Origin of the sequence: Mesorhizobium sp. M4A.F.Ca.ET.050.02.1.1 (assembly GCF_003997725.1) — a bacterium.
Classification (GTDB): Bacteria; Pseudomonadota; Alphaproteobacteria; order Rhizobiales; family Rhizobiaceae; genus Mesorhizobium.
Genome location: NZ_RZSG01000032.1, coordinates 1 through 21,171, shown reverse-complemented (window position 1 = coordinate 21,171; position 21,171 = coordinate 1). Strand labels below are relative to the sequence as shown.

At 60.6% G+C, this 21,171-nt stretch carries 19 protein-coding genes and 1 pseudogene; 18 read left to right on the top strand and 2 right to left on the bottom strand.

Features of this window, described 5'->3' with window-relative positions:
• From EOA33_RS04735 to EOA33_RS04655, 17 genes and pseudogenes are all read left to right on the top strand, one after another.
• Positions 1 to 372: 3-keto-5-aminohexanoate cleavage protein (locus EOA33_RS04735; protein ID WP_145989068.1), on the top strand; the 372-nt coding region annotated here is incomplete at its 5' end.
• A 69-nt stretch (positions 373 to 441) separates the two neighbouring features.
• Positions 442 to 1,974 (top strand): sugar ABC transporter ATP-binding protein, encoded by a 1,533-nt coding sequence (locus tag EOA33_RS04730; RefSeq protein WP_127405099.1) that lies wholly within the window; start codon positions 442 to 444, stop codon positions 1,972 to 1,974.
• 38 nt (positions 1,975 to 2,012) lie between these two features.
• The gene (locus tag EOA33_RS04725; RefSeq protein WP_067326893.1) at positions 2,013 to 2,975 is read left to right on the top strand and encodes a sugar ABC transporter permease; all 963 of its coding nucleotides are present in this window, start codon (positions 2,013 to 2,015) and stop codon (positions 2,973 to 2,975) included.
• A gap of 93 nt (positions 2,976 to 3,068) precedes the next feature.
• On the top strand, positions 3,069 to 4,067 hold the full coding sequence (locus EOA33_RS04720; protein ID WP_082953966.1) for a substrate-binding domain-containing protein: 999 nt from the start codon (positions 3,069 to 3,071) through the stop codon (positions 4,065 to 4,067).
• A gap of 98 nt (positions 4,068 to 4,165) precedes the next feature.
• Entirely contained in the window at positions 4,166 to 5,170 is a 1,005-nt protein-coding gene (locus EOA33_RS04715; RefSeq protein ID WP_245482235.1) for an aldo/keto reductase, read from the top strand.
• 17 nt (positions 5,171 to 5,187) lie between these two features.
• Positions 5,188 to 6,468, top strand: a complete 1,281-nt coding sequence (gene oiaX, locus EOA33_RS04710; RefSeq protein WP_127405097.1) for a 3-oxo-isoapionate-4-phosphate decarboxylase OiaX — start codon at positions 5,188 to 5,190, stop codon at positions 6,466 to 6,468.
• A 4-nt stretch (positions 6,469 to 6,472) separates the two neighbouring features.
• A complete protein-coding gene (locus EOA33_RS04705; RefSeq protein WP_127405096.1) occupies positions 6,473 to 7,453 on the top strand; it encodes an aldo/keto reductase in 981 nt (326 codons plus the stop codon).
• Entirely contained in the window at positions 7,453 to 8,409 is a 957-nt protein-coding gene (locus EOA33_RS04700; RefSeq protein WP_127405095.1) for an L-threonylcarbamoyladenylate synthase, read from the top strand. The genes EOA33_RS04705 and EOA33_RS04700 overlap by 1 nt, the downstream gene beginning before the upstream one ends.
• Positions 8,410 to 8,677: 268 nt before the next feature.
• Positions 8,678 to 9,718, top strand: a complete 1,041-nt coding sequence (locus tag EOA33_RS04695; RefSeq protein ID WP_127405094.1) for an aldo/keto reductase — start codon at positions 8,678 to 8,680, stop codon at positions 9,716 to 9,718.
• Positions 9,718 to 10,224 (top strand): hypothetical protein, encoded by a 507-nt coding sequence (locus EOA33_RS04690; protein ID WP_127405093.1) that lies wholly within the window; start codon positions 9,718 to 9,720, stop codon positions 10,222 to 10,224. The genes EOA33_RS04695 and EOA33_RS04690 overlap by 1 nt, the downstream gene beginning before the upstream one ends.
• A complete protein-coding gene (locus tag EOA33_RS04685; protein WP_127405092.1) occupies positions 10,196 to 11,062 on the top strand; it encodes an N-acyl homoserine lactonase family protein in 867 nt (288 codons plus the stop codon). The genes EOA33_RS04690 and EOA33_RS04685 overlap by 29 nt, the downstream gene beginning before the upstream one ends.
• Before the next feature lie 239 nt (positions 11,063 to 11,301).
• Complete coding sequence (tkt, locus tag EOA33_RS04680; protein WP_245482234.1) at positions 11,302 to 13,299, top strand: transketolase; 1,998 nt, start codon at positions 11,302 to 11,304, stop codon at positions 13,297 to 13,299.
• Positions 13,296 to 14,303 (top strand): class 1 fructose-bisphosphatase, encoded by a 1,008-nt coding sequence (locus tag EOA33_RS04675; RefSeq protein ID WP_127405090.1) that lies wholly within the window; start codon positions 13,296 to 13,298, stop codon positions 14,301 to 14,303. Before tkt ends, EOA33_RS04675 begins: the two co-directional genes overlap by 4 nt.
• A gap of 10 nt (positions 14,304 to 14,313) precedes the next feature.
• On the top strand, positions 14,314 to 15,366 hold the full coding sequence (fba, locus tag EOA33_RS04670; protein ID WP_127405089.1) for a class II fructose-bisphosphate aldolase: 1,053 nt from the start codon (positions 14,314 to 14,316) through the stop codon (positions 15,364 to 15,366).
• A gap of 94 nt (positions 15,367 to 15,460) precedes the next feature.
• Positions 15,461 to 16,153, top strand: a pseudogene (locus EOA33_RS04665) (DeoR/GlpR family DNA-binding transcription regulator); the annotation flags it as partial.
• 80 nt (positions 16,154 to 16,233) lie between these two features.
• Complete coding sequence (locus EOA33_RS04660; RefSeq protein ID WP_127405087.1) at positions 16,234 to 17,004, top strand: triose-phosphate isomerase; 771 nt, start codon at positions 16,234 to 16,236, stop codon at positions 17,002 to 17,004.
• Positions 17,005 to 17,015: 11 nt separating this feature from the next.
• A complete protein-coding gene (locus EOA33_RS04655) occupies positions 17,016 to 17,483 on the top strand; it encodes an RpiB/LacA/LacB family sugar-phosphate isomerase (protein ID WP_127405086.1) in 468 nt (155 codons plus the stop codon).
• Between the two features lie 360 nt (positions 17,484 to 17,843).
• On the opposite strand, the gene EOA33_RS04650 is transcribed toward EOA33_RS04655, so the two are convergent.
• Positions 17,844 to 18,062, bottom strand: a complete 219-nt coding sequence (locus EOA33_RS04650; RefSeq protein ID WP_127405085.1) for a conjugal transfer protein TraD — start codon at positions 18,060 to 18,062, stop codon at positions 17,844 to 17,846.
• Between the two features lies 1 nt (position 18,063).
• A complete protein-coding gene (locus EOA33_RS04645) occupies positions 18,064 to 18,390 on the bottom strand; it encodes a conjugal transfer protein TraD (RefSeq protein WP_127405084.1) in 327 nt (108 codons plus the stop codon).
• Between the two features lie 172 nt (positions 18,391 to 18,562).
• Here EOA33_RS04645 and traA point away from each other — a divergent pair.
• A partial coding sequence (gene traA, locus EOA33_RS04640) for a Ti-type conjugative transfer relaxase TraA (protein ID WP_127405083.1) occupies positions 18,563 to 21,171 on the top strand: 2,609 nt, incomplete at its 3' end.

Genomic DNA, 21,171 nt, shown 5'->3' with positions numbered 1-21,171 from the left:
ATCGCCTTGATGGATGCAGGCATGGTCGAAGGGCCAGCCTATTTCCTGCTCCATTTGACGGGAGGGCGCTTCATCACCGGGCATCCGCCGACCGAGGCCGGATTGATGGCACACCTTGCGTTTTTGCCCGACGACAGGCCTATCGAATGGACGGTGAACTGCCTGGGTGGGAACCTGCTCAACATCGCTCCGGCGATTTGCCGACTGGGCGGCCATATGGCCATTGGCATCGGCGACTACCCGTATCGCGAGCTTGGCACGCCCACGAACGCGGATGTCATATCCCGCGCCGTCGAGATTGCCCAAAGGGTCGGACGCGAGCCTGCCACCCCGGCAGAGGCTCGCGCGATTTTGCGGTTGGACTGTAAGTAGAAAACACGTGGCATGCCGCCGCTCAACCAGTGGCGTACTTTAGTTTTTCCGAAGGTATGACGTCATATCATGATCGAGGTTAAAGCAAAGCAAGAGGTCATTGAAGGCGGGCAGACGTCAGCGGCTCGCATTCTTCTCCAGGCTGAAGGTGTCCAGAAGTCGTTCAACGGAGTCCCGGCGTTGGTCGACGGTAGGCTGACACTCAAGGCTGGTACTGTCCACGCCCTCTGCGGCGGCAACGGTGCGGGCAAGAGTACGTTTCTGAACATAACCATGGGTCTGCTGCGCCGCGACGGCGGCACGGTGCAAATCGACGGCGAATCGGTCGACTTCAGAAGCGCTGCAGACGCCTTACGCCATGGAATCGCGATTATCACGCAGGAGCTTTCTCCCGTTCCTGAGATGACGGTCGCCGAGAACCTTTATCTTGGTCGCGAACCGAAGCGACTTGGGGTCTTCGTGAACTTCGGTCAAATGCGTTGGGACGCCCAGGCATTCCTCGACGAACTCGGTTTCGAAGTCGATGCGCGCAAAAAGATGGGGGAATTGAGCCTCGCGCAGGTTCAGCTCGTCGAGATCGCGAAGGCCCTGAGCTATCGCGCGCACATCGTGATCATGGACGAGCCAACGTCGGCAATCGGCGAACATGAAGTCCATGTCCTGTTCAACGCGCTTCGCAAGATCACCGCGCGGGGTTCCGCAATCATTTACGTCTCCCACAAACTGACCGAAATCTTCGAAATCGCGGACGAATACACCGTTTTCCGCGACGGTCGGTTCATCGAGACGGGAGACATCAAGGACATCGACCGTCGACACCTCGTGACGCAGATCGTCGGTCGCGAAGTGAAGCTGGTGGAGAAGGGCAAGCCCCTCGAAGACGCTCCTATCCTCCTTTCTGTGTCGAACTTGGCGCGCGGGTCTCACTTCCGCGACATCTCCCTGGAAGTAGCATCAGGCGAGGTGGTGGGCGTCTATGGCTTGCTTGGTTCCGGACGAACCGAGTTCCTGGAGACGATTTTCGGGCTTCACTCTCCCACGAACGGAGAGGTCATATTCAACGGCGACAAGGTGAGACCCGGCCGGCCCAAGGAAGCGATCAAGCGCGGGATGGCCTTGGTGACGGAGGACCGCAAAGACAGCGGCCTCGTCCTCTCAGCGTCGATCGCCCACAATATCACGCTCTCGTCGCTTGCCCTGATGGCAGTCAGCGGTTTCATCCGGCGCGACAAGGAACGAAGCGCCGTGCTCGGCATGATCGAGTCCCAGCGTATCAAGTCGGCGTCGCCGGACGTCGCCGTCGAGACCTTGTCTGGTGGAAATCAACAGAAAGTCGTCCTGGCACGCTGCCTGCTAACCGACCCGCGGCTCTTGATCTGCGACGAGCCCACGCGCGGCATCGACGAAGGCTCGAAGCAGGAGATTTACGCCTTCCTGCGGGACTTCGCCGCAAAGGGCAACGGCGTTCTCGTTGTCTCCTCGGAGGCCCCCGAGATTATGCAGCTCAGCGACCGGATCGCGATCTTCAAGCAGGGACGGCTCGTCAACATCATCGACGGTGCCGACGCAACACAACAGATGCTCATGGACCTGGCGAGCTGACAGCGGCCACTAGCCCCATCTACGGGAGGATTTGAGTGATGAATACAATCGCCGCAGCGAAACCTGGAACCTTCCGCGCCGGAGAGGTCATTCGGCAGTTCAGCATCGTGCTGGTGTTCTTCCTAATCGTCGCATTCTTCGCGTTCGCGAACCAGTACTTCATGACGTGGCCGAATTGGCTGAACCTCGTTCGGCAGTCGTCGATCAACGGTATCCTGGCGATCGGGGTCACCTTCGTGATCCTGACGAAGGGCATCGACCTGTCTGTCGGCTCCGTAATGGCGATTGCCGGAATGATCGCCGCTAGCCTGGTTACCGAGACCAACGAGCACTTTGTCCTATTGGGCATCCTCGCGGGACTGGCCGTCGGTGCTGGCCTCGGCCTTGTCAACGGGGTACTTGTGGCTGCGGTCAAGGTTCCGCCGTTCGTCGTGACGCTCGGCATGTTGAGCGTTGCCCGCGGCCTGACTCTGATTTTCTCGGACGGCCGACCCATCCCCAATCTGTCAGATGCCTTCAAGTGGATCGGCTCAGGACAGATCATACATATCCCGGTTCCGATCATCATCTTGTTCGTCGTCTTCCTGGGTGGATGGACGGCTTTGAACTACACGACCTTCGGCCGTTACGTGTACGCGGTCGGCGGCAACGAGAAGGCGGCTCGTACGAGCGGCATCTCCACCAAGGTCGTTGTCGGCGCGACGTATGCCATCTCCGGTCTTTTGGCTGGACTCGCCGGGCTCGTCCTGACCGCGCGCACCACGGCGGCGCTTCCCCAAGCTGGCATCGGATACGAATTGGATGCGATCGCGGCCGTAGTGATTGGCGGTACCAGTCTCGCAGGCGGCCGCGGCTCTCTGTTGGGCACGCTCATCGGCGCGCTGATCATCGGCACGATCAACAACGGCATGGACCTGATGGGCGTGTCTTCCTACTACCAACAGGTGCTCAAGGGCACGATCATCGTGGTCGCGGTCATCGCCGATCAGTTCCGCAAATAGTTAATTCCCGAAATTGCCGCCGGTTCGCCCGGCGACAATGTCCGGTTCCGCATGTTGCGTCCGGGCACCATCTAAACCCAGAGGAGACTACAAATGCAGATGTCTAGGAGGAACCTGCTCAAGGCAGGTGTGGGTATGGCAGTCGGCGCAGCGGCATTGGCGAGCAGCAGCTTCGCTTTCGCCGAGGAAAAAATCCGGATCGCGGCCCTATCGTTCGGTGAATCCGGCGAATACATGAAAGCTTGGTCGACGGAAATCCAGAACCATCCCGCCGTGAAGTCGGGCGAGGTGGAGATCACCGTCTTCGACGGCAAGTACGATCCGCTGACGCAGGCCAATCAGATCGACACGGCAATCACCCAGCAGTTCAACGCGATAATCATGTCGCCGTTCGACCTTGAGGCCTCGGCGCCGCCGATTGACAAGGCAGCAGAAGCGAAAATCCCGCTGATCGTGTCGGCGCTCAAGACCAAGTCGACGAACTACACCGCGTCGATCATCGTCAATGACACCGAAGGCGGCCGCATCATCGCTGAGGAACTTGCCAAGCGCCTTCCCAACGGCGGCAACGTCGTCCTCATGGAAGGGCCAATCGGCCAGTCGGCCCAGATCGAACGCCGCGCAGGCATCGACGCTGGTCTTGCCAAGTTCCCGAACCTCAAGCTCATCGAGAACAAGACAGGCAACTGGAGCCGCGCGGAGGGCCAGGCGCTCATGGAGAACTGGTTGCTCGCCCACCCAGGGCAGATCAACGGCGTCCTCGCTGAGAACGACGAAATGGCACTGGGCGCGATCGAGGCCATGAAGAGCGCCGGCATCGATCTCAAAACGGTTCCCGTTCTCGCGATCGACGGCATTCCGGATGCAAAGCGCGCCGTGAAGAAGGGCGAGATGGCGGTCAGCCTTTACAAGTACGCTCGTGCCGAAGGCCAGGGCGCAGTCGATCTCGCCCTCCGAGCAATCAAGGGCGAAAGCTACAAGCCGCAGTCGGAAATCTGGGGCTCCCTCATGGAATGGAAGGGCGGCACCGAGAAGGACTACGTTGTCCCGTGGCTGATCCTCGATTCCACCAACGTCGATAAGTACATGTAATCAGACGACGGCGGACGGTCCATGCGGCCGTCCGCCTTCTTCAAAGCAAGGATATAGGATCGCCCCCTATGCTGGAAAGAAGACTTGGAAAGACCGATGTGACTCTGACGTCGCTTGGCCTGGGAACTTCGCCGCTCGGCGGCTGCAACGTCGATGTGACCTTCACCACCTTCGAAGCGGTCGTCCTCAAGGCATACGAGTTGGGCGTTCGCTATTTCGACACAGCACCGCTCTACGGTCTTGGAAAGTCCGAGCACTCGCTTGGCCATGCCCTCCGGAACAACGATCTCATCGGGAAGGTCGTGGTCAGCACGAAGGCAGGCCGGATTCTCAAGCCGGAGAGTCGCGCCAAGCGCGCCGAAAGCCTTTACGGCATCGACTGGGTCAAGGCGCTGCCTTTCGTCGATGAATACGACTATTCCTATGACGGCATCATGCGCGCCTTTGAAGACAGCCAGCAGCGTCTGGGCATGGACCATATCGACATCCTCTATCTCCATGACGTAAGCGGTGAATGGCATCGCGAAGCCTACGACACGCATTTGTCGGACTTGAGGGCCAGCGGCTACAAGGCTTGCGACGAGCTGCGCCGCACCGGCTCCGTCAAGGCGATAGGTCTCGGCGTGAACGAGACCGCGTCGGTCCTCCAGGTGGCGGAGGAATTCAACCTGGATTGCTCGATGGTCGCTGGACGGTACACCCTCTTAAACCATGGCGCGCTCGACCATTTCTATCCGGAAATGCAGCGCCGAGGCGTCGGCATCATCGCCGCCGGCATATACAACTCAGGCATCTTGGCCGAGGGCAGCAAGTCGAGGACGACGACCCGGACCTACGACTGCCAGCCCGCGCCCGAAGCGATTGTTCGCAAGGTCGAGGCGCTTGAGGCCGTCTGCGAACGCCACGGCGTCTCCCTCCCGACCGCGGCAACGCAGTTCGTCTACGCGCATCCCGCAGTGACTGCCGTAGTCCAAGGTGCTTTGACGCCGGAACATGTGGACGCAAACGTCACCGCGATCTCCACGCCGATCCCGGCGGCATTTTGGGATGACCTCAAGTCGTCGGGCCTCATTCCGGCGGCCGCGCCAGTGCCGGCGGCCTAACGGCGAGGACGGCAGAATTGGCTCGACCAAGACCCTCGGACATCCTTGTCACCTACCGTGTCGAAACGCCCGGGAGTCCCGAGGCATTGGCGGCTAAGATCGCAAGCGATCAGTCCACCGGAACGTTCGTAGACCTGCCGGGCGAGACGCCTGAACTCAAAGCTCGCGCGGCTGCGCGGGTTGTCGCCTTCGAGCGGCTGGACACGGCCGGCGCTCCTTCACTGCCGGCAAGGGGAGCAGCGTTCAATCGAGCGCATGTGACAATCGCCTATCCGCTCGAAGCTGTCGGCACCGACCTGTCCGCCCTGACGACGGTGGCGCTCGGCGGCGTCTGGTCAATCAAAGAGTTCACGGGACTTCGGGTCGTTGGCCTTGAGCTGCCGTCCGAGTTCGACGGGGTCTATCCCGGACCCCAGTTTGGGATCGACGGCTCGCGGCGCCTCACAGGCGTCTACGAGAGACCGATTATAGGCACCATCATCAAGCCTGCGTTGGGTCTAGCCCCTGATGAAACCGCGGATGTCGTTGACGAATTGATCAAATCCGGCGTCGATTTCATCAAAGACGACGAGAAGCTGATGTCGCCGCCTTACTCGTCGTTGGAGGCGCGCGTGACAGCGATCATGCCGCTCATCCGGGACCATGAACAGCTCACCGGAAAGAAGGTGATGTACGCCTTCGGAATTTCCGATGTCGATCCCGACGAGATGGTGCGTAAGCACGACATGGTGGTTCGCGAAGGTGGCAATGCCGCGGTTATCAACATCAACTCGATCGGAATGGGCGCATTCCTGTTCCTGCGTCGGCGTTCATCGCTCGCGCTGCATGCTCACCGTAACGGTTGGGATCTCCTGACCCGGCATCCAGGCCTTGGCTTCGACTTCTCGGTCTATCAGCAGCTTTGGCGCCTGTTGGGCGTCGACCAGTTCCAGATCAACGGCATCGGGGCGAAATACTGGGAGCCGGACGAGTCATTCATTCAGTCTTTCCACGATCTTCAGAAGCCGATCTTCCACGACGCCGACCGCCCTTTGCCTGTCGTTTGCTCAGGCCAATGGGGCGGCCAGGCACCCGAGACCTATCGCAGAACCGGACAGACGGTCGACCACCTCTATTTGTGCGGGGGTGGTGTGGTTAGCCATCCTGGCGGGCCTGCGGCGGGGGTAAAGGCCGTCCGCGCCGCATGGGATGCAGCCATTGCTGGCGTAGACCTCCAAGATTACGCGAAGTCGCATCCGGAACTGGCGCAGGCGCTCGCTAAGTTTGGCGCGAAATCACCGACATCAGAAGGGAAATGACACGATGGAGTACCGTCAACTTGGTCGGTCCGGTCTGAAAATCTCGCAGTTGGTCTTGGGCTGCATGAGCTTCGGCGTCGCGGACCGCGGCAACCATCTATGGACGTTGTCTGAACAGGACAGCAAGCCCATCATTAGGGAAGCCATCGAACTCGGCATCAACTGCTTCGACACCGCGAACGTCTATTCTGACGGTACCAGCGAGGAGATTGTCGGCAGACTTCTTAAAGAGATGGCGCCCCGCGACGAAGTCGTCATCGCCAGCAAGGTGTACGGCAAGATGCGAAATGGTGCGAACGCTGTCGGCCTTTCACGCAAGGCGATCATTGCTGAGGCAGAGGCTAGCCTGAAGCGCCTTGGGACGGATTACATCGATCTCTATCAGATTCATTTCTGGGACAACTCGACTCCGATCGAGGAGACGTTGGAGGCGCTGACCGACCTCGTCCGAAGCGGCAAAGTACGGTACATCGGCGCGAGCAATTGCTACGCTTGGCAGTTCGCGCGCGCACTCTATAAATCGGACGCCAGCGGATGGTCGCGCTTCATCTCAATGCAAGCGCAAATGAACCTGCTTTACCGTGAGGAGGAACGCGAGATGCTGCCGCTCTGCAAGAGCGAAGGCGTCGGCATCATCGCATTCAGCCCCTTGGCGCGCGGACGTCTCAGCCGACCATGGGAAGAAAGCAGCGTGAGGTCCGAGACCGACAATGTGACAGCACGATTCTATGGACATGCCAACCAGGCGGATCGGCACGTCGTGGATGTGGTCGCTAAGATCGCCGCAACAAAGAACATCTCTCGTTCGCTTGTCGCCATGGCGTGGCTCAACTCGAAGGCCGGCGTCACGGCTCCGATCGTCGGCGCGACCAAACTATCGCACCTGAAAGATGCGGCTGCCTCTCTTGACGTGAAGCTGACCGCAGATGAAATCAGGGAACTCGAAGCCCCCTATGCGCCTCACCAGGTCGTGGGCCTGAATTAATGGGGATCACTCGCCGCTTCGGCAATGGCGACCATGACATCGAAATAGCGGCCCGGATGCTTCGCAGCGGTGAAGTTGTGGCCTTCCCCACGGAGACCGTTTACGGGCTAGGCGCTGACGCGAGCAATCCAGCCGCGATCGAACGCATCTATGAGGCAAAGGGACGTCCACGGCACAATCCGCTTATCGTCCATGTTTCCGACTTTGAGATGGCCCGTCGGATGGCGGAGTTCAACCAGAATGCCGAGTTGGTGGCCGCCCGGTTTTGGCCCGGGCCCCTGACGGTGCTATTGCCGAAGAAAGCGGATGCCGGACTGGCCTCCGCGGTGACTGCGGGCCTGGCGAACGTAGCAATCCGATTTCCATCTTCACAGGTTGCCCAACGCCTCATCCGAGCGGTTGGATTTCCGGTAGCCGCGCCTTCGGCCAACCTTTCGGGGAAGATATCCACGACGCGTTTCGCGCAAGTGGTTCGCCAACTCGATAGCCGTATTGCGGGGATCATCGAAGATGACGCCTGCGAGCACGGGCTCGAGTCCACAATCCTGTCCTTGGTCGGCGCGCCTACAATCCTGCGCCAGGGTTCCGTTCCGCAAGAGTCGCTCGAAGAGCTACTTGGTCCGATGGGGGAGGCCAGAGAAGCGCTCGTCATCTCTGCCCCCGGACAACTGAGGAGCCACTACGCTCCCAACGCTGCCGTCTTGATGGAGGTCGACCAGCCAACGGCGAACATGGTTTGGGTCGGCTTCGGACCACCATGCGCGGGATGTCACTTGACGCTGTCCGCTTCCGGCGACCTAGAGGAGGCCGCCCGAAGCCTCTACGCGATCATGGTCGAGGCCGACGTTCTTGCAAAAGCGGGTGATGTGATCGGATTCGCGCCGGTGCCGACGTACGGCCTCGGTCGCGCCATAAACGATCGATTGAGGCGAGCGGCCGCCCCGCGTTCAACATAGGCTCGCTTGTCCCAGCTTTTCGAGCCGCTGATCTGAAAAGTGGAAAAAAGCCCTTGCGCACAAAGGTATGACCTTATACCTTACACCTCGCGGTTTAGAGGAGCCTGGGTGGGGAGGTATCTTGATGCTCACAATCTACGCCATGAATCCCCGCAAGCTGCCCCGTGGTCACGAGGCCTGCTCGACTAAGTGCAGGTCTGCTTCCCGCGCCAATTACCAAGCGGCCTAGCGGTAGGCGCTCCCAATGACATCGCCCAAGGATGATCCGATGACCGAACTCGAACTCAGGCCCCTCGGAAAAAGCAAAGTGCAGGTGACCTCGCTGGGACTTGGCACGGTTCCCTTGTCAGGCTTCAACGCCGATGTGTCGTATGACGAGTTCGAAGCCACGATCCTCGCAGGGTATTCGTCCGGAATCCGCTACTTTGATTGCGCGCCAATGTACGGCTTCGGGAAATCCGAGCACTACCTCGGGCATGCGCTCCGAGCGAACAAGCTGCGCCAAAACGTGGTGGTGAGCACCAAGGTTGGGCGCATACTGAAGCCCGCCAGCAGGACGAAGAAACTCGAGACCGTGTACGGCATCGACTGGATCGATCCGTTGCCATTTCTCGACGCCTACGACTATACGTACGACGGTGTCATGCGTGCGTTTGAAGACAGCCAGCAGCGGCTCGGTCTCGACTACATCGATATCCTTCTTGTCCATGATGTCGGTCGCGCCTGGCACGGCGACCAGAGCGAATTCTACTGGGACCAGCTTCGCGCTTCCGGCTACAAGGCGCTCGACGAGCTGCGGTCGAGCGGCGCGGTTTCGGCTATAGGACTGGGTGTGAACGAAACGGACTCGGTCGTCGGAGTCGCGCGCGAGTTTCAGATAGACTGCTCTCTTATTGCGGGGCGTTACACGCTGTTGAACCACGCTCCCCTCGAAGCCGCCTTTGATGAGTTGCTCAACCGAAACGTATCAGTCATCGCGGGGGGCATCTTCAATTCCGGAATTCTGGCGACCGGCGTTAGCGGAGCCACTGCCACCTATGACTATGGCAAGGTCCCGGCCGCCGTCGTCGAGAAGGTGAAGGCCATCGAGAGCGTCTGCACTGAATATTCAGTGAGCCTGCCCGCGGCGGCGATGCAGTTTGTCTACGCCCATCCGGCGGTGGCCACCCTCGTTATGGGAGCGAAAAGCGCCGCCGAAGTGGACCAGAACGTCAAGGCGATCAACGAGACGGTACCTTCGGCGTTCTGGGATGCATTGAAGGCGGCGAACCTCCTTCCGTCAAACGCTCCGCTGCCGAAGGCCGAGTGATGACTGTCAACCGCGACCTCATCCGCCGTGACTTCCAATGTGACGCGATTGTCGATCTGGTTGCGTCACCGGAAGCGCGCGCAGGTGTCGAAGCGCTTGTCAGAATTTATGGAGAGCTTCTGGCGATTTACTCGTTCACGCACCTCGCGTTGAGGGAGAAGGGCATGCGCCTATTGGCTGGCGAACTCGACGACCGTGCAGCCGAGATCAAACGGTCGGTAGCAGCAGCACGCTTGGTATTGCCTGGGTTCGTCGCCGAACAGCACGCGTTCGCCCACCTGGAAAAGGCAGACCGCCTGCTCGCCGAGGCGGATATGTTGTTGCAGCGCCGCGTGCTCCTCACAGACGCGCTGCTCTTGGGGGTGCTTTCAAACGCGGCGACGGAGCTCAGGCGCTCGGCCGCCATACTCGACACCACGACCTTTGACACAAGCAGCTGCTGTGCAGGGTCTTTATTTAGTCATGGGGAGGAAAACCATGGGAGCACATTCGATCTGGGTGCTTGAATACTCGCGCAGCCCGGCACACCCGGTGAGCGGGGTCTATTACGGCGCCCACAATCAGGGAACGATGAACCTGCCGTTCGCCTACATACTCATCAAGACCGGCGGCTCCGTCGTCTTGGTCGACGTCGGACACGACGCCAGCGATTTCGGAGGGCAGATCGCCAACTCGATCGGCGTCACTGGATGGACAAGTCCTGACATCGTCCTTGGCGAGTGCGGTGTGAGGCCACAGGACGTCACCCATGTCATCCTGACGCATGCTCACTTCGACCATATCGGTGGCCTAAAATTCTTCCCGAACGCGAAGATCTACATCCAGAAGAAAGAGCTGGAATCCTGGATGTGGATTCTCGCCAAGGGCCGCCGATTCCGGTCTCTACAGGCGGGATTGAATCCAGCCGACATCCTCTACCTGACCCAGGCAAACATCGAGGGCCGTCTCGAATTGGTCGAAGGCGAAAGGGAAAATCTGCTTCCTGGGATTCACCTGTATCCCGCATTCGACACGCACACCGCAGGCTCGCAATACGTCGTGGTGCAGAACGGCGAGGGAGACGACAAAATCGTCCTCTCGGGCGACGTGGTCTATACTCATAAAAACCTCAACGGGGGCGACTCGAATGATCCGTGTTTCGTTCCGCCGGGCCTCGCCAACGGCAGTCAAGCTCGCCTAATCGAGGCCGCCGAGGAGATGCTTGGGTTCGTCGGCAACGACGAGCGCCGCATCATTCCCATGCATGAGGAACGGTTGTCAGCACTCTATCCGTCGCGCGTGACAGATCGCGAGCTCATGCTCGTCGAGATATGTTTGGCCGACGGAGAACGTTCGAGAGTGTGACGGACTGGAGTGAAGCTGCACAGTTAATAATCGTCCTCCCAAGGCGATGCGCAGAGAAAAGGCCGGGTGTCGGCGCCACGCGGCCTTTTTTCGTTTCATCGTCCCTTTGCCCCGAACCCGAGGGCATTTTTGGGCGACGATGATGTGATGAACTGCGGAATATCACAACATTTATGGTTGATATGTGACGATAAATGTTAGATTACGAGATGCCACTGAGCGTCGATAGGGAGGGGCGAATGATCCCGGCGAATGCATCGATTTCCGATATGGCCAATGCGATCCGCGTTCTTTCGATAGATGCCGTTGAAGCGGCCAACTCGGGTCATCCGGGCATGCCGATGGGCATGGCTGACGCCGCAGCCGTGCTTTTTGCGAGACATCTGAAGTATGACGCCAGCGACCCAGCCTGGCCGGACCGTGATCGTTTCGTACTATCGAACGGACACGGCTCAATGCTGCTCTACAGTGCGCTCTATCTGAGCGGCGTGCAGGACGTCTCGATCGAGGAAATCCGCAATTTTCGCCAGTGGGGCTCCAAGACTCCCGGGCATCCTGAGTATGGCCATACCGCTGGCGTCGAGATCACGACCGGCCCGCTCGGGCAGGGTGTTGCCGGGGCCGTGGGTATGGCCATCGCCGAAAGGCGTCTCTCGGATGAATTCGGCCGGGAGCTCGTGGATCACTACACCTACGTCTTTTGCGGCGACGGCTGCCTGATGGAGGGCGTCGGCCAGGAGGCGGCCTCGCTCGCTGGCCACCTGAAGCTGGGCAAACTGGTTGTGCTCTATGACGACAACCAAATCACCATAGACGGTTCGACCGCCGTTTCCTTTACCGAGGACGTCCCGGCCCGTTTCGTAGCCTACGGCTGGCACGTCGAAAGCATCGACGGCCATGATCCGGCCGCCATCGATGCGGCAATCACCCGCGCCAAGGCTGAAACCGGCAGGCCGTCACTGATCGCGATGAAGACGGTCATCGGCTATGGCTCGCCAAACAAGGCCGGCAAGAGCTCGGCTCATGGCGCTCCTTTGGGAGCAGTCGAGGCTGCGGCGGCAAAGGCCGCCTATGGCTGGCCACTCGCGCCGTTTGAAGTCTCATCAGCAATACTTGAAAGCTGGCACGCAATCGGCACGAGAGGCGCTGGTGCTCGCGCCGATTGGAGGGCGCGGCTCGATGCCGTGGACGCCGGCCGGAAGGACGAATTCCTACGCCGCGTCGCCGGCACGATGCCGGACAACTATGGGGCAGTGGTTGAGGCCGCCAAGGGAAAACTCCTTGATCATCCCCAGGCAGTCGCGACCCGCAAGGCTAGCCAGATCGCCCTGGAAAGCCTGGCCGCCGCGCTGCCCGAGATGATCGGCGGTTCGGCCGATCTTACCCATTCCAATCTCACCCGTGTCGCGGCCGTCGACAGCGACTTCACGCCAACCGGCTCCGGGCGCTACGTCAGCTATGGCGTGCGTGAATTCGCCATGGCTGCGGCCATGAACGGCATAGCTGTGCACGGCGGCCTTATTCCCTACGGCGGCACGTTCCTGGTCTTTTCGGACTATTGCCGCAACGCAATCCGCCTCTCGGCGCTAATGGGAGTGCGCTCGATATATGTGTTAACGCATGACTCGATCGGGCTTGGCGAAGACGGTCCAACCCATCAGCCGGTCGAGCACGTGGCAAGCCTTCGCGCGATCCCGAACCTGCATGTCTTCAGGCCCTGCGATGCCGTCGAGACCCTGGAGTGCTGGGACATCGCGTTGCGCGACCAGAACACGCCGTCAGTCCTGGCGCTTTCGCGTCAAAACGTTCCCCAGCTCCGATCGGAGAGGGACGGCGTCAACCGGGCGGCAAAGGGTGCCTATGTCCTCAAAGAGGCTGGCCCATCGCGCGACTTGACAATTCTCGCTACCGGAACCGAGGTCGCGCTGGCCGTTGCCGCAGCCGCCGAATTGAGCAACCGGGGCATCCAGGCGGCTGTTGTCTCGATGCCGGCCTGGGATCTCTTCGAGAAGCAACCGAAATTGTATCGGGAGGCCGTCCTCGGTAGGGCGCCACGTATCGCGGTCGAGGCCTCGTCCAAGTTCGGCTGGACGCGTTACGTCGACAGTGAGGACGATGTTATCGGCATGAACGGGTTCGGCGCCTCCGCCCCCGCCGAAGTACTTTACGAACGCTTTGGCATCACCAAGCATGCCATCGTCACACTGGCTCTGGAAAAGTTGGGAGCAACGCGATGAACGTTCTCAGGCTTTCCAATGATCAGCCAGCGCGCGCCATGCAGGCGGTCGAGGACTATCTGGAAGACTGGGCAGGTCCGGACATGCTCCGCCTCGCCATAGCGAAGCAGATCGACGCCATCGTCAACGCAGCGCGCGCCTTATCGGCCAGAATCGCCTTGGGCGAAATTCCTGGCGATCCGGCTGAGATTGTCGGTGTCAATTCCGACAGCGACAAACAGAAGGCGATCGACGTCGCTTCACATCATTTGTTCCTCGGGCTGCTGCGGGAGGCCGGTGCGGCTCAGGTCCTGTCGGAAGAGGCCGAGGCACCGGCCATTTTCGCTGAATCGGGGCTCGCCATTGCCATTGATCCGCTCGACGGATCCGGCAATGTCGGACTGGGGGCCTCTCTCGGAACGCTCTTTTCTATCGCGGCCTTCAACCAGGGAGAGGACCCTTTCCTCAAACCGGGAAGCGAATTGCTTGCGGCCGGTTACGTGTCCTACGGAAACACTGTCGATCTCGGCTTTTCAGTCGGTGATGGGGTCGTCCTGTCGACGTTGAACTCCAGCGATGGAAGTTTTTACGTCACCCGAGAGAATGTTCGGATTGAGCCCGACACGGCGGATCTGGCATACAATGCCTCGTTGCATCGCCATCTCCTTCCGTCGACCCGTTCCTATGTCGACGATTGCCTGAGGGGCAGCACCGGGCCTCGCGGTCGCGACTTCAACATGCGCTGGCTGGGCGCTGCCGTCGGAGAACTTCATCGCATCCTCTTGCGAGGCGGGGTCTTCCTTTACGTTGCAGATACCCGTCCCGGCTACGAGCAGGGCCGCTTGCGGCATGTCTATGAAGCCAACCCAATCGCATACCTCATGAGGGCGGCCGGCGGTCTGGCTACCGATGGAAGGGTTGACATCCTTGAGAAGACACCACTGTCGCATCATTGCCGGACGCCATTGGTTTTCGGTTCAGCAAATGAAGTTGAAGTGATCTCCGGCCTGGTCCGTAACGCATAGGGAGGAAGCAATGGCTAGAATAACTTTACGCCAACTGTTGGATCACGCTGCCGAACATGCCTATGGCGTGCCTGCTTTCAACATCAACAACATGGAGCAGGCGCTGGCCATCATGGAAGCGGCCAGCAAGGCGGATTCTCCGGTCATCATGCAGGCCAGCCGCGGTGCGCGTGCCTACGTCAATGACATCATGCTGAAGCATATGATGGACGCTGTCACGGAGATCTATCCCAGCATCCCGGTCTGCGTGCATCTCGATCACGGCAATGAACCAACCAATTGCATGACGGCGATCCAGGCCGGGTTCACCTCGGTCATGATCGATGGATCACTGCGACCTGACGGCAAGACGCCGGCCAGTTGGGACTACAATGTCGATGTCACAAAGAGCGTGGTGGATTTCGCCCATTGGGGCGGCGTATCGGTGGAGGGCGAGCTTGGCGTGCTGGGGTCACTGGAAAGCGGCGTCGGCGAAGCCGAAGACGGACACGGCGCCGAAGGCCCGCTATCACACGATCAGCTTCTTACCGATCCTGATGAGGCGGCCGACTTTGTGGCAAAAACCAAAGTGGATGCGCTAGCGATCGCAATGGGCACCAGCCATGGCGCCTACAAGTTCACGCGCAAGCCCGACAGCGACGTGCTTGCAATGCACGTGATCGAGGCCATCCATGCGAAGCTGCCGAACACCCACCTTGTCATGCACGGCTCCTCGTCGGTCCCGGACGAGTTGCAAGAGATCTTCAACAGGTTCGGCGGCGAGCTCAAGCCGACCTGGGGGGTACCGGTCGAAGAAATTCAGCGCGGCATCCGGCACGGGGTCCGCAAGATCAACATCGACACCGATTGCCGCATGGCGATGACCGGCCAGGTCCGCCGCGTGCTGAGCGAAGATCCGTCGGAATTCGATCTGCGCAAATACATGAAGCCCGCCATGGCAGCCCTTTCCAAACTTTGTCGCGAACGCTTCGAAGCATTCGGCTCGGCTGGCCATGCGCACGGCATCGCGCCGTTGACGCTTTCCGAAATGGCCGACCGCTATCGCACCGGGACTATCCATTGAGTGCGACATGTTGGACATTGGGCGCGAGTCGATCGTAGGAACAGACGCCACGCGCGGGAGGCCCGCTAGCCGGCGGCGAACGGTGGAGGGGCCCTTGAAACGCGAAGAGCGCAGGCAGGAAATCATCGATCTTCTGATTGAGAGCCGCGCCGTTGATCTTGATGATCTCGCATCTCGCTTCGCAGTCTCGAAGATGACCATCCATCGCGACCTCGACGATCTCGAGCGAGCCGGCGTATTGCGCAAAGTGCGCGGTGGCGCGACCATCGACCCAGGCACCCAGTTCGAGAGTGATTTCCGCTTCCGAGAGCTGCAGGAGGCCGATGTGAAGCGGTCGATTGCGGCGGTAGCGGCTGAGCTTGTCGAGCCAGGCATGACCGTCATGATAAACGACGGATCGATGGCGGCGATGCTCGGTGACGTGCTGGCAAAGAAAAGGCCACTTACGATCATCACCAACAATGCAGCGATCATCGATCGGAACAAGGGTGACAGCGGCGCCACCCTGATCGCCGTCGGGGGGGTCTATTCCGCCAAGTTCAACGCCTATTTGGGGATTGTCGCTGAGGAAGCACTCTCGCGCTTGCGTGCCGACATAGCCTTTGTCTCAGCACCGGCCGCGTCGGGCCGCCTTGCCTATCACATGGACGATACCGTCGTGCGCAGCAAGCGCGCCATGATCGCCTCGAGTAGACAAAGCTGCCTTTTGGTCAATAGCCGGCGCTTTGGTCACACGGCACTGCACGTGCTGGCCGATCTCAACGATTTCGGCACGATCATCTCCGATAAGCCGTTGCCACACGAGACCGCTATGCAGCTCGAAGGTGGACGAACCACTGTCAAAATTGCCACCGAAGAGGGGATGCAATGACCGCAAACCGGCAGTTGTGGATTGGCACCAGCTGGAAGATGAACAAGACCCTTGCGGAAGCCCGTGTTTTTGCCGACGGCCTGCAAGGCGCCGACGGCGGGCGCCATGACCGTATCCAGCGTTTTGTCATTCCGCCTTTCACTGCCGTCCGTGAAGTCAAGACGATGCTGAGAGGGACTTCAGTCAAGGTCGGCGCGCAAAACATGCACTGGGCGGCCGAAGGAGCCTGGACCGGCGAAGTGTCGCCGGTCATGCTCAAGGATTGCGATCTCGATCTCGTCGAGCTCGGCCATTCCGAGCGACGCGAACATTTCGGGGAGACCGATGAGACCGTTGGCCTCAAGACCGAGGCGGCAGTCCGCCATGGCCTTGTGCCGCTGATCTGTATCGGCGAGTCGCTGGTGGACCGCGAAAGTGGCCGGGCGACCGATGTCCTGGCGAAGCAGGTGCGCGGCGCGCTCGGCAGGTTGACCGGCAGCCAGCGAGAGGCCGAGATACTGCTTGCTTACGAGCCGGTTTGGGCGATTGGGGAGCGCGGCATCCCAGCTGCCGCAGATTATGCCAACGCGCGGCACGCTGACATAGCCGGGTTCGCCCGGCAGATCCTCGGCCGCGGCGTACCCTGCCTCTATGGCGGCTCTGTCAATCCAACAAATTGCGAAGAACTGATCACCTGCCCCGACATCGACGGGCTCTTCATCGGCCGTTCGGCCTGGAACGTCGAAGGCTATCTCGACATCCTGGCGCGGTGCGCCGCCAAAATCTAAAGGAGACCGATATGAGAATCGCTGTAGCAGGAGACAGTGCGGGCGAGGGGCTCGCCAAGATTCTCGCCGACCACCTCAAGCACCGTCACGATGTGAAGGAGGTTTCGCGCACCGACGCCGGTGCGGACGCCTTCTATGCTACTTTGTCGGACCGCGTCGGCACCTCAGTGCTCAAGGGGGAGTATGATCGTGCCATCCTCGTTTGCGGCACAGGCATCGGCGTCTGCATCGCGGCCAACAAGGTGCCCGGCATTCGCGCCGCTCTGACGCATGACACCTATTCGGCCGAGCGCGCCGCGCTTTCGAATAACGCGCAGATCATCACCCTGGGATCGCGCGTCATCGGTCCGGAACTGGCGAAGTCGATCGTCGACGCCTTCCTGGCGCAGAACTTCGACGAGAACGGCCGTTCAGCCGGCAACGTCAAGGCGATCGACGAGGTTGACGCCAAATATAACCGGCCCTCCCAATACAAGTAAGTTTCGTTCCTTACGCAGGGCCTGAGTGAAGACCACGACAGTCACTCCCGCGCTTGGCGTGCTCGGCCGCTCATCTAAGTGGCCGATAATCAAATTGACCGCCCAAAGGCGCGAGCCAGTCGCAATTCGCGTCAGTGCAACACGATGAATAGCTTGCTGCCCAAAAAACTGGAAGACGTCCGGTTTGTGAGATGAACTACAACAAAGCCGACATTCGATTCTGGCCTCAATAAAGGCATTCGTCATCATGCGGGGTCAACCGCTCGCATGACGCGGGCGGGCTACGCTGTTCGGAGTTGTGGTTGCGCCCGCCACTCCCACCAAGCCTCGCGACGCCCATTGGCTCTTTTGCTCCTCGCGCTATTCCGCCTCGAACGCCTGCCTTCCCTTCGCGGACCATAGGTCGCGCGCATGCTCGCCTTCATGACTCTGTAGCTTCGCGGCGATCCAGAGCATCGCGCCGTAGATGACAGCGCGATCGTCATTGGTAAGTTCGGCGATGCCTGCCTTGACGACGAGACCGCCGAGTTCGATCAGATGTCGGGTGCGCTTCCGGCGCTCGATCTGCCACGTCCGCATGTCATTGCGAGCCAGAGCCGCTTGCCGGCGATTGTGTGTTGCCCAGTTGCGCTGCAGCGCTGCGAGGGTTGCACTGAGATACCGGAGCAGTTCGTCGGGACCTGCTCTCGAAAAACGTTACCCCACGCTTAGCCCATGCCTCACGCTTTGCGGCGTCTTTCGTTTCGGCGACTGCGGCCAGCGCTCCAGCCAGTTCGTCTGTGCTGAGTTGATCGGCGCCGGTGGCGATCACCAATTCTCCAAGCTGCTGCACTTTCCGCGTTTTGAGTTCCCGCGCTTTGTCCTCCAGGGCTTTTAGTTCGGCGTCGAAATCCCGTGATTTGCGCATGGCTGTCTCCATCAGTTGTCGATCGGAGGATGATAGAGGAGCGTCCCCTAGAAGGCTTCAGGGTTGCCGAGACAGCCCGGGACGGGCTGGTCCATCCCGAGAATTTTTCGAGGGAGGGCGCGCTTATACGTCGTGCCGACGTGCGCTTTGACGTGCAAATGATCTTGTCGCGATGGCGATCTATCATCTTCACGTCAAAGTTATTGGCCGCAAGGCTGGAAGCAGTGCTGTGGCGTCTGCTGCCTACCGCTCGGCTTCGCGGTTGCGCGACGAGCGGATCGAACGCAGCCACGATTTTTCCAGCAAGCGCGGCGTCGTCCATTCCGAGGTGATGCTGCCAGAGGACGCGCCGGAAGCCTGGAGCGACCGCGAACGCCTGTGGAACGATGTCGAGGCGTTCGAAATGCGCAAGGATGCGCAGCTTGCCCGCGAAGTGGAGTTCGCCCTTCCACGCGAATTCAGCCAGGCGGAAGGCATCGAACTGGCGCGCGACTTCGTTCAGGGGGAGTTCGTCAGCCGGGGCATGGTCTCTGATCTCAATGTGCATTGGGATACGGCGGAAGATGGCAGTACCAAACCGCATGCCCATGTCATGCTCACCATGCGGTCGGTGGACGAGAACGGCTTTGGTCCGAAGGTTCGAGACTGGAACGCTACCCAGATGGTCGAGCGCTGGCGCGAGCGATGGGCCGAGTTTGCCAATGAACGCTTGGCTGAACTCGACATCGACGCCCGCATCGATCATCGCAGTCTGGAAGCGCAGGGCGTTGCCTTGGAGCCGCAGACCCAGATCGGTGCGCCGGCACAACGCATTGAGGACGGTCGCCTCGACCCGGCCGACATCGAAGCCGATCGCGCCGAACTGCATCGGGAGATCGCGCGCAACAATGGCGCGCGCATCATCGCGGATCCATCCCTGGCGCTGGATGCGATCACGCATCAGCAATCGACCTTCACGCGAAAAGACATTGCGAAGTTTGCGCATCGCCACAGCGACGGAATGGAGCAGTTCGACGCGGTGATGGGAGCCATTAGCGGAGCGCCTGACCTGGTCGAACTCGGCAAGGACGGACGCGGCGAAGATCGCTTCACCACGCGGCAAATGATCGAGACGGAACAGCGCCTGTATCGTGCGGCGGAACGCATGGTTGCAGAAGGACAGCATGCGGTGGGTGATCTGGATCGTGCGACTGCATTGGCGGCCGCCAAGCAACATGGCCCTGTTCTGTCCGTCGAGCAGAGCGAGGCACTGGATCACATTACGGATGCCCGCGGCCTTGGTGTCGTTGTCGGTTTTGCCGGCACTGGCAAGAGCGCCATGCTGGGCGTCGCGCGCCAGGCCTGGGCGGCAGCGGGCTACGAGGTTCGAGGCGCCGCGCTCTCCGGCATCGCGGCCGAGAATCTCGAAAGCGGATCAGGCATCTCGTCGCGCACCATCGCCAGCATGGAACATAGCTGGGAACACGACCGTGATCTGCTCACTGGGCTTGACGTGCTGGTGATCGATGAAGCCGGCATGGTCGGCACGCGCCAGTTGGAACGCGTGCTCTCTCATGCGGCGGACGTTGGCGCAAAAGTCGTGCTGGTCGGTGACCCGCAGCAGCTGCAGGCGATCGAGGCCGGCGCTGCATTCCGTTCCATCCATGAGCGTCATGGCGGCGTCGAAATCGGCCAGGTGCGTCGACAGCGCGAGGACTGGCAGCGTGACGCCACGCGCGATCTGGCAACCGGCAGGATCGGTGCTGCGATCGGCGCCTATGATACACAAGGAATGGTGCATCAGGCCGCGACGCGCGATCAGGCGCGCAGCGATCTCGTCGCGCGCTGGGATCGCGATAGGCAGGCAGAGCCTCAGGTGAGCCGGATCATTCTCACCCACACAAACGACGAGGTGCGCGCGCTGAACAAGGCGGCACGCGAGCGTATGCGCGCTGCTGGAGATCTCGGCGACGAGGTTCATGTGGATGTGGAACGCGGTGCAAAGACCTTCGCACGCGGCGACCGCGTCATGTTCCTGCGCAACGAGCGCGGGCTTGGCGTCAAGAACGGCACGCTCGGCGTTATCGAAGAGGTCAGCGTCCAAGGGATGACGGTTCAAATCGACGACGGCAGGTCTGTGCGCTTTGACCTGAAAGACTATGCACACATCGACCACGGCTATGCCGCGACCATCCACAAGGTGCAGGGCATGACCGTCGACCGCACACATGTGCTGGCGACGCCGGGCATGGATGCGCATAGCAGCTACGTGTCCCTGTCCCGACATCGGGATGGGATGGATCTGCATTATGGCAGCGACGACTTCGCGACCCGCGAACGACTTGTTCGCACGCTGTCACGCGACCGCGCCAAGGATATGGCGTCGGACTACGACCAGATCGACCCAGCGCAGAGCTATGCCGAGCGGCGCGGGATCAGTTTCCGACAGCGCGTGGTCGAGATCATGCGCCGGGTCGTTCCGGAAAAGCTGCGCGAAAGAATCGGCGGGCTGCTGGACGGGTTGCGCTTGCCCGCAAGCGCCGAGCCCGGCCAGGACCGCGGGCACAGACCGGAAAGGGGAGACGGTGGAACGAAAAGGGGCGATGCCGGCCCCACGCCTGGGCCAGAAGCTTCCGCCAGGGGAGCGCAGCGCGAGGCGGATTTGCCGGTGGATCCGGAAGCCGCGTTGCGCAGCGCTCGCACGAAGGCGCTTGTGCGCCACGCGCGCGCGCTCGACGCTGTTACGCGCAGCGGAAATGCGGACGGGCAGGGGACTCCCGAGCAGACGCGCGAGTTGAGAGA